The organism is Micromonospora arida, from assembly GCF_003857035.1.
GTDB classification, from domain to species: Bacteria; Actinomycetota; Actinomycetes; order Mycobacteriales; family Micromonosporaceae; genus Micromonospora; species Micromonospora arida.
Genome location: NZ_QGSY01000166.1, coordinates 1 through 12,139, shown reverse-complemented (window position 1 = coordinate 12,139; position 12,139 = coordinate 1). Strand labels below are relative to the sequence as shown.

Annotated in this window: 10 protein-coding genes; 3 read left to right on the top strand and 7 right to left on the bottom strand. The window is 73.4% G+C overall.

Going from position 1 to position 12,139, the window contains the following annotated elements; translation table 11 throughout:
- Positions 1-74 precede the first annotated feature (74 nt).
- Positions 75-452, top strand: a complete 378-nt coding sequence (locus tag DLJ58_RS13515; RefSeq protein ID WP_091397239.1) for a DUF742 domain-containing protein — start codon at positions 75-77, stop codon at positions 450-452.
- Position 453: 1 nt separating this feature from the next.
- Positions 454-1,047 (top strand): GTP-binding protein, encoded by a 594-nt coding sequence (locus DLJ58_RS13510; RefSeq protein ID WP_007455465.1) that lies wholly within the window; start codon positions 454-456, stop codon positions 1,045-1,047.
- Between the two features lie 276 nt (positions 1,048-1,323).
- Here the strand turns inward: DLJ58_RS13510 and DLJ58_RS13505 are convergent, their stop codons facing one another.
- Both DLJ58_RS13505 and DLJ58_RS13500 read right to left on the bottom strand, forming a co-directional pair.
- A complete protein-coding gene (locus tag DLJ58_RS13505) occupies positions 1,324-3,768 on the bottom strand; it encodes a transposase (protein WP_124856366.1) in 2,445 nt (814 codons plus the stop codon).
- 39 nt (positions 3,769-3,807) lie between these two features.
- Entirely contained in the window at positions 3,808-4,758 is a 951-nt protein-coding gene (locus tag DLJ58_RS13500) for a DNA primase (RefSeq protein ID WP_124856364.1), read from the bottom strand.
- A gap of 160 nt (positions 4,759-4,918) precedes the next feature.
- On the opposite strand from DLJ58_RS13500, the gene DLJ58_RS13495 reads away from it, so the two are divergent.
- Positions 4,919-5,257, top strand: coding sequence for a PadR family transcriptional regulator (locus tag DLJ58_RS13495; RefSeq protein ID WP_091394524.1), 339 nt, complete (start codon positions 4,919-4,921; stop codon positions 5,255-5,257).
- A 21-nt stretch (positions 5,258-5,278) separates the two neighbouring features.
- Here DLJ58_RS13495 and DLJ58_RS13490 read toward each other — a convergent pair whose 3' ends face one another.
- The 5 genes from DLJ58_RS13490 to DLJ58_RS13470 all read right to left on the bottom strand — a co-directional run bounded on the left by DLJ58_RS13490 (position 5,279) and on the right by DLJ58_RS13470 (position 11,753).
- Positions 5,279-5,953: a permease prefix domain 1-containing protein gene (locus DLJ58_RS13490; RefSeq protein ID WP_124856362.1), complete on the bottom strand. Its 675-nt coding sequence runs from the start codon at positions 5,951-5,953 to the stop codon at positions 5,279-5,281.
- Positions 5,954-6,021: 68 nt separating this feature from the next.
- A complete protein-coding gene (cydC, locus tag DLJ58_RS13485) occupies positions 6,022-7,812 on the bottom strand; it encodes a thiol reductant ABC exporter subunit CydC (protein WP_124856360.1) in 1,791 nt (596 codons plus the stop codon).
- Positions 7,809-9,485 carry a thiol reductant ABC exporter subunit CydD gene (cydD, locus tag DLJ58_RS13480; protein WP_124856358.1) on the bottom strand — a complete coding sequence of 559 codons (1,677 nt, stop codon included), beginning with the start codon at positions 9,483-9,485 and terminating at the stop codon, positions 7,809-7,811. The genes cydC and cydD overlap by 4 nt, the downstream gene beginning before the upstream one ends.
- Positions 9,482-10,489 carry a cytochrome d ubiquinol oxidase subunit II gene (locus DLJ58_RS13475; protein ID WP_124856356.1) on the bottom strand — a complete coding sequence of 336 codons (1,008 nt, stop codon included), beginning with the start codon at positions 10,487-10,489 and terminating at the stop codon, positions 9,482-9,484. The genes cydD and DLJ58_RS13475 overlap by 4 nt, the downstream gene beginning before the upstream one ends.
- A 10-nt stretch (positions 10,490-10,499) precedes the next feature.
- Positions 10,500-11,753: a cytochrome ubiquinol oxidase subunit I gene (locus DLJ58_RS13470; protein WP_124856354.1), complete on the bottom strand. Its 1,254-nt coding sequence runs from the start codon at positions 11,751-11,753 to the stop codon at positions 10,500-10,502.
- Positions 11,754-12,139 lie beyond the last annotated feature (386 nt).

Below are 12,139 nucleotides of genomic sequence, written 5' to 3'. Positions count from 1 at the left end.
ACGACTGCAACAACGACAACGACGGGTTTCGCCGGTGGGAGCCGGTAACGGGTGCGAAGGAGGTGAGCGGCGAGATGGCCGATCGTGACGAACCAACCGGAGCGTTGGTCCGTCCATACGCCGTGACCCGTGGTCGCACCCGTCCCCGGCTCGACATCGCGCTGGAGGCGCTCGTCGAGACGACGGTGCGCGGCCGGGCCCTTGCCAATGGCAACGGCGGCCAGGGCCGCGAACACCAGTACATCGCCGCGCTGTGTGACGGACGCGTGCAATCGCTCGCGGAGATCGCGGCGCGGATGCAGCTCCCGCTCGGTGTGGCCCGGGTGCTCATCGCCGACATGGCGACGGACGGCCTGGTCGCGGTCCACGAGCCGACCATTTTGGACGACTCCGACGACGCGGTGGGCACTGAACTGCTGGAGAGGGTGCTGAGTGGACTTCGCAGGCTCTGACATGTCGCACCGCCCGCCGAACCCGAGCGGCCGCGTGACGTCGGCGAAGATCGTTATTGCCGGTGGATTCGGCGTCGGTAAGACGACGCTGGTCGGCTCGGTCTCGGAGATCACGCCGCTGACCACCGAGGCCATCATGACCTCCGCTGGCGTGGGCGTCGACGACACCCGGCAGGTGCCGGGCAAGACGACGACCACGGTGGCCATGGACTTCGGCCGGATCTCGATCGACCGTGACCTGATTCTGTACCTGTTCGGTACGCCGGGTCAGACCCGTTTCTGGTTCATGTGGGACGAACTGGTGCGGGGTGCGATCGGTGCGGTCGTGCTGGTGGACACCCGCCGGCTGGCCGACTGCTTCGCGGCGATCGACTTCTTCGAGCACCGACGCCTGCCGTACCTGGTGGCGATCAACTGCTTCGACGGGATGCAGTACCACGACCCGCAGGACGTCCGGGACGCCTTGGCGATCTCGAGCGACGTGCCGGTGGTGGCCTGCGACGCCCGTAACCGGGAGTCGACGAAGCACGTGCTGATCTCGCTGGTCGAGTACGTGCTGACCATGCGCCGTACGCGCGCCGTCGCCCCGGCCTGAACCGGGACGCTGCACGCCCCGGTGGTGGCTTCGGTCGCCACCGGGCGCTGCCAGCCGCCCCGATGAGTGTGTCCGCGCTGGCTGGTCGCTCAGACGAGCCAGCGCGCCGCCAAGCCGCCTCCTGACGACCTGGAAGCTGTCAGCCCTTCCCGGGGCGGGGCACAGGCCACCCACGGTCCTCGCGAGGCGGCTTCTGCGTGCCCGGGGGATCGCCCTGCTGACGCGGAAGCGCCCCCAGGCAGCTGGCTGAGGGCGCTTCCGCGTCTGAGAAGGGGATCAGGACTGGTAGCCCGCCGAGCGGTACTCGTACTCCCGGTCGTCGTCGCGGTCCCCGTGGTCGCGGCTGAAGTCCCAGCCGCCGGCCGCCTCGCGACCGGGCCGGCCACCCACCGCGAAACCGCCGATCTCCTGGCCGCGACGCCAGCCCCGGAAGTAGCCGGTCGTGTTCTCCGCGAGGCTTGCCGCATCACGCACTATCCGCAATGGGCGCTCCTCGCGCAGAGGCGAACCTGGCACCAGGTTGGCCTGCGGCACGCGCTTCGGCAGCCCGGCATTGGTCTCGGCGCCCACCGCCGGGCGGGCGGCCTGCTCCGCGGCCTGCCAGCCGGTGTCGGCGGTGGTCGACCAGTCCAGGTCGGACTCCTCGGCCTGCCCGACGAACCAGGCCGACTTGGCCTGCGCGAAGATCAGCAGATCGCCGTCGCCCTCGTCGGCAACCGGCGGCGGCCGGTGCTCCATCGGTGGTGGCCGGTGCTCGACCGGGGGCGACGGCCGGTGCTCGGCGGCGCGCTCGGTGCGGGCGGCCGCCCGACCGTTGCGAGCGGCCTGCTCGCGGTCGACAAGGCGCAGCGGTGGCGTCTCCAGGTGCTGGTCCGCGGGAGGGCTGAGCCCTTCGCGCAGCGCCCGGTCGGCCAGCGGCGGCGGCTCCACCAGCCGCAGCATCGGCGGCTCTGGTGGCAGGTCGTCCGCCAACCACGGCGGGGTGACCCGACCGTCGGCCCGACCCGGGTCGGTCGGGGCGTCGACACCGCGGCTGCCGCCGTACGAGTAGGCCACCGGGTTGTTCGGTGAGCTGTCGGACGGGTCTTCCGGGTTGTTGACCAGCGGCCAGTTGGCACGGGAGCCGGGCGGTGCGGCTTCCTGACCCGGCCGGGGGATCGGCACCGGAATGCTGAGATCGGTGGCGCTGAACCCGCCGGTGGGTGCCTCGTCGACCGGGCGTTGCAGGTGGCTCGGCCGGGGCTCACCGTTGGTCTTGGGGCGGGGCGGAATGACAGTCCGCTGCCGCTCGGCCCGCGCGTTGTTGATCGCGGCAGTGGTCAGCGTCGGCCGGAACGGCTCACCGGCCTCGGCCGGCGGCACCACGCCGCGCTGCGCCGGCGCGATCGGGGTGATCCCGGGCGGCGGAGGAGGCGGCGAGGAGACGGGCCGGTTGGTCGGGCCGTCGATCCGGCTGGGAAGCGGCTCGCTGCGACTGGGCAGCGTGGACGCTGGCGGACCAGCCATCGCCGCCGGAGTCATCGGCGCGGGTGCGACCGGCGGCGGCGTGACCGGCGCGGGGGCGACCGGCGGTGGCCCGAGCGGGCGGGGCGACGCCAACGGCGCGTTACCGGGGACCGGCTCGGGACGGCTGCGCCGCCCGACAGCGGGTGCCGGGTCGGCAGCTGCCGGGGTGGGTCGGACCGACCGCAACCCGGCGTTGGTGCCGGCGAGGCCGGTCAACCCGGCGTTGGTGCCGGCCAGCCCGGTCAACTCGCCGACGGACTCGCCACGGCGGGCCGCAGCCCGGCGGCCGGGTGCCTGGACAGGCGCGCTGACCCGTGAGCTGAGCGCGCTGACCAGCGCCTCACAGCCGGCGTCGCAGGCCCGTACGGAGGCGACGGCCTGGCGGACCGTCTCGGCCACCGCGGACGTGAGCGCCCGGTTGACCGCGGCACGTCGGGGTGTCTCGGAGATGGCGACCCGCAGGGCGGTGACCGCCTCGTTGATCTCCTCGGCATCGGCGACCCCGTCGGCGGCGAGGTGCGCGGCGATGGCGTCCGCCGCGACCGACACCTCGCGGCCCCGGGCCACGGTGCCGCCGAGCATGCCCGGCTCGGGCAGCGCGTCCAGCACGGCCAGGGAGACCGGTTCGGCCGGGTCCGGGTATGCGCGCAGGGCCGCCGGGTAGAGCTCACGCAGAACCTCGCGCAGCGCCACGGCGGCGGAGTGTCGGCCACTGGCCAGCGCGGCGTGCGCGGAGAGCACCTGCTTGTAACCGGCGAGATCCCGGGGTGCCGGCAGGGTGACGGCGGAGAGCGCCCCCGCCTGCAACGCGCGGGCCAGGCCGACCGCCCGCCGTTCGGCCGGAGGTGACTGCATCTCCTCAAGGGAGTCGTCGTCGGCGAACCGCTCGGCGAAGTCGTCCACCGAGTCGTCGTCGGCGATCGCCAGGGGTCGCCCCGCCGCGCTCAGCAGCGAGGTGACCGTGTGGTCGTCGCTGTCGGCGGCGATGGCCGCACCGCTCGGCCCGCCCGACCGCTCCACGAGCAGCGCGACGAGCTGGGCGTAGCCAGCGGCGTCATCGCTGATCTCGCAGACATGCAGCAGACGGCCTGCGTCGTCGACCACAGCGGACGTCAGCGTCGAACCGGCGGAGGCCGGTCGGTCAGCCGGATCCGCCGAGGCCAGACCGCAGTAAACGCGCACGAGCGCCACGGCGTCGTCCTCCTCCCGGGACAGGTCTTTCCTCTGCCAGCAACTGATGCTCCCCGGTACGGGTCAGTCGCGCCAGTCCACCACCGCAGAGATCTTGCCGACAATGGTGCGCCAACCCAAACTTGCGGTCTGCGCCCCGATCTTCTTCAGCCGTCGCCGGGCCATGAACGCGCCGATCCCACCGTTGGCGGTGCCACGCAGCGCCTCGTCCAGGTCGTCGAGGCTGGAGCCGGCGGAGAGCATGTCGAGTACCGCAGGCAGCCGCAATGCGTACGAGAGGTCACGCGCGGCCTCGCCCGCCTCGATCAGCAGGGTCGAATCCCACGCGTCGTGCCCGCCGCGCAGGTTCTCCACGACCAGGTCGAGCTCGTAGGTGTCCTCGTCGAGCGGAGCGATATCTGCCGGCTCCACCCGTTCGGACAATTCATTCCAGCTGTCCAGTTGGGACAGATCGTTTGGCGCACCGGATCGGATGAAACTGACAAGCGACTCGGGGGTCTTGAACAGCAGCAGCTTGCCTCGGTGGCTGAGGAAGACCGGCACCTCCTCGTCGTCCGCCTCGTCCGTGACGGCCTCGTCCGACTCGTCGTCGGTCTCGGTGTCGGTGGCGGCGCCGTCCCGGCGGCGCGTCGACTCGTCGTCCTCGTCGGCGAACTCCTGGGCCAGCTCCTCGTCGAGGATGACGACGGTCTCGTCGTCGTCCTCCTCCTCCTCGATCGCCTGGCGGCGGGCGAGGAACGGGTCGTCCTGGTCGCGCTCGGTCACGTCGGTCGGAGTCAGCGAGCTGGCCGGTCGGTACGCCCGGAGCGTGAAGCCGGTGCCGGCGGGCAGGGCGATCTCCACTGGGTCGATGCGCAGCTCGTCCCAGAGTGAGCGGTCGGTCGACGCCGACGGACGCTCGGTCTCGTCTGGCTCGGCCGCGCCGGTGGTGTCGTCGAGCTCGGGCTCGTCGGCGTCGGGCCGTTGGGGCGACTGGCGGGCCACGCTGACCTCCGTGTGCTTCGGGTTGCCCACCCACCGGGGTCTCTGACCGGCGAGTGACTCTGGGCACATACCCTAGTCGGCGGCCCTGGGTGACCGATGCCCGCACCCCGGTGGCCGGTTGGCGCACGGGTCCGACCTGCTGGTCGTCACCGCTGGCGAAGCGGCGGTTCGACAAGTAGCGTAGCTACGTATGAAGGCCCAGGCGCTGCACGGCCATCTCGACGCTCTGCTGCTCGCTGTGCTCGAACAGGGCGCGCTGCACGGCTACGCGATCATCGAGGCGCTACGCGCCCGCAGTGACGGCAGTCTGGATCTGCCCACCGGCACCATCTATCCGGCACTCCGTCGCCTGGAACGCGCCGGCCACGTGGCGAGCACCTGGAGCACTGTCAGCGGGCGGGAACGGCGGACGTACCAGCTCACCGACTCCGGTCGGCGGGCGCTGGCGGGGGAGCGGGCCGGTTGGCGCGAGTTCCAACTGACCGTCGGCCGGTTCCTCGATCCCGGCAGCCCGCCCACCCCGGCCTGACCCGCTCGGATCCGACGCCGATCAGCGGGTGGTGGCCAGCAGCCAGCCGCGTGCCGCGCGGGTCAGCGAGAAATATCCGCCACCCACCAACACCGCCCCGATGATCATCGGTGGCCAGTGCGCCGCCGCGTCCCAGAGGTTGAGTGACCAGGTGAAGAGGGCGCCGCCGGCCACTATGCCGAGGACCAGGACGCCGGTCAGGCCGACGCCCACCGCGCGCTGGGCCAGAGCCAGGCCCGGCCGGGGCGCCCGCGCGCTCGCCCAGACCACCAGCAGACCGGCCACCGCGAGCAGCAGCGCGCTCATCCAGATCCAGTCGACCGAGGCGGCGAGCAGCTGGTAGCCGGCCGGAGGGGGCGGCCCGCCACTCCAGCTCGACCCCCGCCAGGTCAGATCACCGGCAACCACCCCCACCCCGGCGATCGCCAGCATCCGCAGGGAGAGCCCACGCAGGGCGCCCACCGCCAGCTCGGCCTGCCAGGACGGGAGCACCTGCGCCGGTGAGCCGAACTCCACCACCGCCCGGCGCTGCGCCTCGGTGGGTGGCACCCCGCTCTCGCGGTACGCCTCGACGGCGTCCAGCAACCCGTGCCGGGCCTCGGTCAGCAGGTCGGACTTGAGTCGCGCCGGCCCCTGCAGTCGAGCGGCCAGCTCCCGCAGGTGCTCGTCGACCATCACGTCCTCACCGCGCCCCATGGCACCACCCTGCCACGGACCCCGGCCGGTCGACGTCCGGGAGAACCCTGGTCCGCCCCCGAGTCGGGTCAGGGGGCGAGCGCCAGGTAACCCCGTTCGGCGGCGGCCTGGAGCAGCCACTGGTCCCGGTACCAGCCCGGGGCCGCGACCAACTCGGCGTGCCGACCGCGCTGGATCACCCGGCCGCCGTCCAGGACCACGATCTCGTCCAGTTCGGCCAGCCCGCTGAGCCGGTGGCTGATCAGCAGCACCGAGTGCCCGGCGGGGGTGGCGGCGAGGGCGGACGCGAGCACCGCGTCCGCGGCGGTCGGGTCCAGGCCTTCGGTGGGCTCGTCGAGCACCAGCACCGGCGGCGCGGCGAGCAGGGCCCGGGCGAGCGCCAGCCGCTGCCGCTGCCCGCCGGAGAGCTGCCCGCCCTCCTCGCCGACCAGCGTGTCCCAGCCCGCCGGCTGAGCGCGGACCCAGTCCAGCAGGCCGGCGGCGGCGGTGGCCGCGGTCAGCTCCTCCTCGCCCGCTCCGGCCTGCCCGAGCAGCAGGTTCTCCCGCACCGTGGCATGGAAGACGTACGCCTCGGCCAGCAGCCCGCCGACCGCGCGTGGCAGCGCCTCCTCGGCGTACGCCGAAAGGTCGTGACCGTCCAGGGTGACCCGGCCGGACGCGGGCCGGACGGTGCCGGTCAGCACGGCCGCCAGGGTGCTCTTGCCGGCGCCGCTCGGGCCGACGACCGCGATACGGCGTCCCGCCGGCAGGTCCAGGCTGACCCCGTCCAGGGCGGGCGCCGCACCGGCCCGGTACCGCACTGTCACGTCGACGAAGCGCAGCTCGTGTGGACCGGTCAGGTCCGTTGGACCGGTCGCCGGCGGCGCGGTCGGCAGGTCGGCGTCGAGCAGGTCGGCGACCCGGGTCAGACCGGGCCGCAGCTGCGTCCACTGCCGGGCCGCCGCGACCAACGCCAGCATCACCTCGACGGCGGCCAGTGTGCCGACGGCCAGGACGCCCACCAGCACCCCCGGCACGTCGGCGGCGAGCGCGACCAGCACCACTGCGGCGGCGGTCACGCCGGCGGCCAGCACGCCGGCCGCGTCCACCGCGAACCCGGTGGCGGCGAGCCGACGTTCCAACCGGGCCAGCCGGTGGGCGCGCTGCTCGGCGGCGCGCAGCGTGACGTCGGTCGCCCCGAACGCGGCCAGGTCGGCCGCGCCGTGGGTGAGGTCGATCGCGTCGGTGGCCAGCGCACCCCGCAGGGGGGCCACCTCGGCCGCGCTGCGGCGGGTGACCGCGGTGGCCAACGCGGGCAGCGCCACCCCGGCGACCAGCAGCCCGACGGCGAGCGCGCCGGCGGCCGGTGGTGAGATCAGCGCCGCCACGGCGACCGCCAGCACACCGACCACTGCCGCCGCCGAGGCGGGCACCAGCACCCGCAGCAACAGGTCCTGGACGGCCTCCACGTCGGAGACCAGTCGGCTCAGCACGTCCCCCGAGCGGTGCGCCGTGCCACGGCGGGCCGCCAGGGTGGCGAAGACCCGGGCCCGGACGTCGGTGATCATGCGGAGCACCGCGTCGTGCCCGGCGAGCCGTTCGGTGTAGCGGAACACGCCCCGGCTGATCGCCAGCGCCCGGACCGCGACGATCGCCACTGTGAGGCGGTCCAGCGGAGGCTGACCGGCGGCGCTCATCAGCAGCCAGGTGGCGGTGGCCATCAGGGCCAGCCCGGCGAACTCGGTGGCGGCGGCCAGCAGCCCGGCTCCGACCAGGCGGCCCAGGTACGGCCGGGCCAGTCGCAGCACGGCCCGCTCGGCGGCGGCCCGCCCGGCCGGTGCCGCGTCGGCCACCACCGCCGGCCCGTGTTCGGCGGTCATCGGGCGGCCTTCCCGGTCGGTTCGGGCGTCAACTCGGTGACCCGACCGTCCTCGATGCGCAGGATCCGGTCGGCGTCGGCCAGCAACGCCGGTCGGTGCGCGACCAGCAGCGCCGTCCGCCCGGCGACCAGGCGACGGGTGGCGTCGAGCACCACCGCCTCGGCCGCCGTGTCGAGTCGGGCGGTGGGTTCGTCGAGCAGCACCACCGGGGCGGCGCGCAGGAACGCCCGGGCCAGTGCCACCCGCTGCCGCTGCCCACTGGACAGCCCGTGCCCGCGCTCACCGAGCAGGGTGTCCAGGCCGTCGGGCAGGCCGGCCACCACGTCGTCCAGGGCGGCGTCGTGCACCGCGGCGGTGAGTACGTCGGCAGGGGTGTCCGGCGCGCCGAGGCGGATGTTGTCGGCCAGCGAGGCGGCGAAGAGGTGCGCCCGCTGCGGCACCCAGGCGAGCTGCCGGCGCCAGGCGTCCGGGTCGGCGGTGGCGAGGTCGACCCCGTCCACCGTGATCCGGCCGCTGGTCGGCACCACGAAGCCCAGCAGCAGGCCGAGCAGCGTGCTCTTGCCGGCGCCACTGGGCCCGATGATGGCGATCCGCTCGCCGGGCCGGATGGTCAGGGTCACGTCGCGCAGGGCGGTGGTCCGCTCGTACGCCACTGTCACCCCCTCGAACCGGATCTCGGCCCGAGCGTCCGGGACGGAGGCGCCCTCGGCGGCCCGCGGCGCGGTGGGTGCGGCGGAGACGCTCAACGCCTCGTCCAGCGCGGCCAGCCCCTCCATGCTGGCGTGGAAGCGGCTACCGGCGGCCCGTAGCGGCAGGTACGCCTCCGGGGTCAGCAGCAGCACCAGGAGCGCGGTCTGCAGGGCCAGCCCGCCGCCGAGCAGGCGGATGCCGACCGGCACCGCGACCAGCGCCACCGAGAGGGTGGCGACCAACTCGAGGACCAGCGCGGAGAGGAACGCGATCCGCAGCGTCTTCATGGTGGCGACGCGGTGACCGTCGGCCATCCGGCGCACCACGTCGGTCTGCGCCCGGGCCCGCCCGAACGCGCGCAGCGTGGGCAGCCCGGCGACCATGTCGAGGAAGTGCCCGCCGAGCAGCGCGAGCCGCCGCCACTGCCGTTCGGTGGCGGCCTGCGCCTGCCAGCCGAGGAGCGCGCCGAAGACCGGGATCAGCGGCAGGGTCACCGCGATGATCACCGCAGAACTCCAGTCGGCGAAGACGACCCGGGCCAGCACCGCGAGGGGCACCGTCACGCTGAGCACCAGTTGCGGCAGGTACCCGGTGAAGTACGCGTCCAGCGCGTCCAGCCCACGCCCGGCCAGGGTGGCGATCTCACCGGCCCGCTGCCCGGCCACCCAGCCTGGCCCGTGCCGGCCCACAGCGCCGAGCAGGTCGGCCCGCAGCGTGGCCTTGACCGTGGCGGCGACCCGCGCCGAGACCGTGCCCTGCGCCCAGACCAGGGCCGAGCGGGCGGCGACCGTGACCACGAAGCCGGCCAGCGCCGGTCGATCCAGCCGACCGTCGATCGCGGTGGCCAGCAGCGACGCGAGCGCGGTGGCCTGCGCCACGATCAACCCGGCGGCCAGCACCCCCAGGAGTGCGAGCACGGCAAGGTCGCCCCGGGCCGCAGGGACCCGGCGCAGCAGACGCGGGTCGAACGGACGGCGGCTCACCAGTACACCGGTGCCCTACCGTCGGTCCGTCCTCGGAAAACCCACCAGCACATCGCCTGGAAGCCTAGTAGGGCCGGAAGTAGCGGCAGCGCCACCCAGCCCAGCAGCCGCAGTGTCGGCCCGCTGGCGGCCGCGTCGGCCACCCGCAGCGAGGCGTCCGGGTCGGTCGTGGACACCAGCACGTAGGGCCAGAGAGCGGCTCCGACCAGCACCACCGGCAGCGCCAGGGCCGCGCCGGTGGCGACCAGAGCCCACCCCGGGCGCCGCCGGGTCAGCGCCGCGCGGGCCGCCAGCAGCGCCGCCACGAGCAGCACCGGCAGGAGTACGGCCACCGCCGGCCGCTGCACGGCGTCGCGTACCCGGGCGGAGAGCAGGCCCACGACGGTGGCCAGGGCGACCGCGGTGAGCGCCACCGGCACCAGCCGGCGGGCCGTACGACCGACCACGGCGGCGGCCTCGGCCGACAGTCGCAGGGTGAGGAAGGTCGCACCGTGCACAGCGACCAGGGCGACCATGGCCAGCCCGGCGGCGGCCGCGAACGGGGTGGCCAGGTGTGTCACCCCGGCGACGTGCCCGTCGGCCTGAAGGGGTACGCCCTGCAACAGCGCGGCGAGCAGCGCACCCCAGCCCAGCGCGGCGAGGGCGCTGCCGATCATCACGACGCGGTCCCAGCGGGCCCGGATCCGCTCGTCGTCGGGTCGGCTGCGCAGCTGTACGCCGACGGTGACCAGAATGACGCCGACCAGGGCACCGGCGACGGCCGGATAGCAGCCGGCGAGCAACTCGCCCTCCAGCAGGGGGAACGCGCCGAAGAGGATGCCCACGGCGGCCACCAGCCAGACCTCGTTGCCGAGGAAGAAGGGGCCGAGCGCGGTGAGCGCCTCCCGCCGCCCGGCCGGACCGACGCCGCGGGCGAGCAGCAGCCCGACGCCGTAGTCGTAGCCGGCGAGCACCAGGTAGCTGGCGAAGAAGAGGCCGAGCAGGGCGTACCAGGCGAGGTCCACGGTCTACTCCTCAGAGGAGGGCGGGTTCGGGGTGGGCCGGCTCGCTGGGCGGGGCCGGCGGGCGGCCGAGCGCCGGGTCGGCCGCGCCGCGCCTGGCGTGCCGGGCGAGCAGCACCCAGTTGGTGACGGCGAGGGTGCCCAGCAGCAGGCTGAACCCGATCAGCGAGGCGAGCATCAGCGGTGCGCTGACCGGGGAGACGGCCTGCTCGGTGGGGAGCAGCCCGTACGCCACCCAGGGTTGACGGCCGACCTCCCGGGAGATCCAGCCGAGGATCACCGCGATGAACGGCAGCGGCAGGGCGAGCAGGATCAGCCAGAGCGGGAAGCGCAGTCGGATGACCCAGTCCCGGAAGAGCAGGGGCAGCAGGAGCCATATGCAGCCGAGGGTGAAACCGATCAGGATCATGAAGCCCAACCCGACGCTGGCCAGCACCGGCGGGGTGTAGTCGCCGGGGCCGAACCGCGTGGTCCACTCGGCGATCAGTGCCTGGCTTTCCGGGCCGTCGCCGCCGAACTTGGTCGGCTGCACCGCGCTTACCGGGCCGAACTGGGCGAAACCGAAGCCCTGCACCATCGTGATGGCCAGTGCCGCGGTGACCAGACCGATCCGCAGCGAGGTGCGGAAGAGCGCGAAGTCCGGGGTACGCCGGATCAGGTGCCCGGCGCTGACCGCCGCCATCAGCATCCCGCCGACCAGCAGCGCCGCCGAGACCACGTGCCCGAAGGCCATGCCGAGGCTGGGGTTGGTGAGCAGCGCGCCGAAGTCGGTGAGGTGGGCGATCCCGTCGCGGACCTCGTAGCCGACCGGGTTCTGGAGCCAGGAGTTGGCCACCATGATCCAGAACGCCGAGGCGTACGCGGTGATCGCCACGCCCCAGAGCAACGCGAGGTGGACGCCCTTGCCGAGTCGGTGCCAGCCGAAGATCCACATCCCGAGGAACGTGGACTCCAGGAAGAACGCGACAAGCGTCTCGATGGCCAGCGGTGCGCCGAAGACATTGCCGACGTAGCGCGAGAGGCCGCTCCAGTTCAGCCCGAACTGGAACTCCATCACGAGCCCGGTGGCGATGCCGAGCACGTAGTTGATCACGTAGAGCTGGCCCCAGTAGCGGGTCAGCCGCTCCCACTTCGGGTTGCCGGTGAGTACCCAGGCGGTCTGCATGCCGACCAGCAGGGTGACCAGCCCGAGCGTGACGACCACGAACAGGAAGTGGATCGACGTGGTGGTGGCGAACTGCAGGCGGGCGAGGAGCAGGGTGTCCATGACCAGCCCTCCATAGAGTTGGCTCCCTTGTCGTAGCCACCCTACACGTAGCTTGTCTACTGATAGGAACTACTACGCCCTGTCGTAAGTCATGCTACTACGCAACGTAGTAACAGGGCGCACCGCGCCCGACCCGACCTCAGCGCCCTCACGTCATTGAGTCGCTGTTCGCGAACCCGCCCCGCCCCCGCCCCGCCCCGCCGATCAAGGAGTTGTGGTGGGTGACAAGTCCCCAGTCATGGACCAAACGGGCACCACAACTCCATGATCGACGTGACCGGGCCGCGATCTTGCACTTGCTGTCCCGACATAGGGCGCAGTCAACGCTTTCCGGCAACCGAAACTGCAAGATCGGCGCGGGCGCGGGCGCGGGTGCGGGCGCGGGG

Excerpts from the sequence above, each read along its gene's own strand:
- DLJ58_RS13495 (WP_091394524.1), top strand. The coding sequence starts at position 4,919 with ATGAAGGCCCAGGCGCTGCACGGCCATCTCGACGCTCTGCTGCTCGCT.
- DLJ58_RS13490 (WP_124856362.1), bottom strand. The coding sequence starts at position 5,953 with ATGGGGCGCGGTGAGGACGTGATGGTCGACGAGCACCTGCGGGAGCTG.
- DLJ58_RS13470 (WP_124856354.1), bottom strand. The coding sequence starts at position 11,753 with ATGGACACCCTGCTCCTCGCCCGCCTGCAGTTCGCCACCACCACGTCG.
- DLJ58_RS13510 (WP_007455465.1), top strand. The coding sequence starts at position 454 with ATGTCGCACCGCCCGCCGAACCCGAGCGGCCGCGTGACGTCGGCGAAG.
- cydC (WP_124856360.1), bottom strand. The coding sequence starts at position 7,812 with ATGACCGCCGAACACGGGCCGGCGGTGGTGGCCGACGCGGCACCGGCC.
- DLJ58_RS13515 (WP_091397239.1), top strand. The coding sequence starts at position 75 with ATGGCCGATCGTGACGAACCAACCGGAGCGTTGGTCCGTCCATACGCC.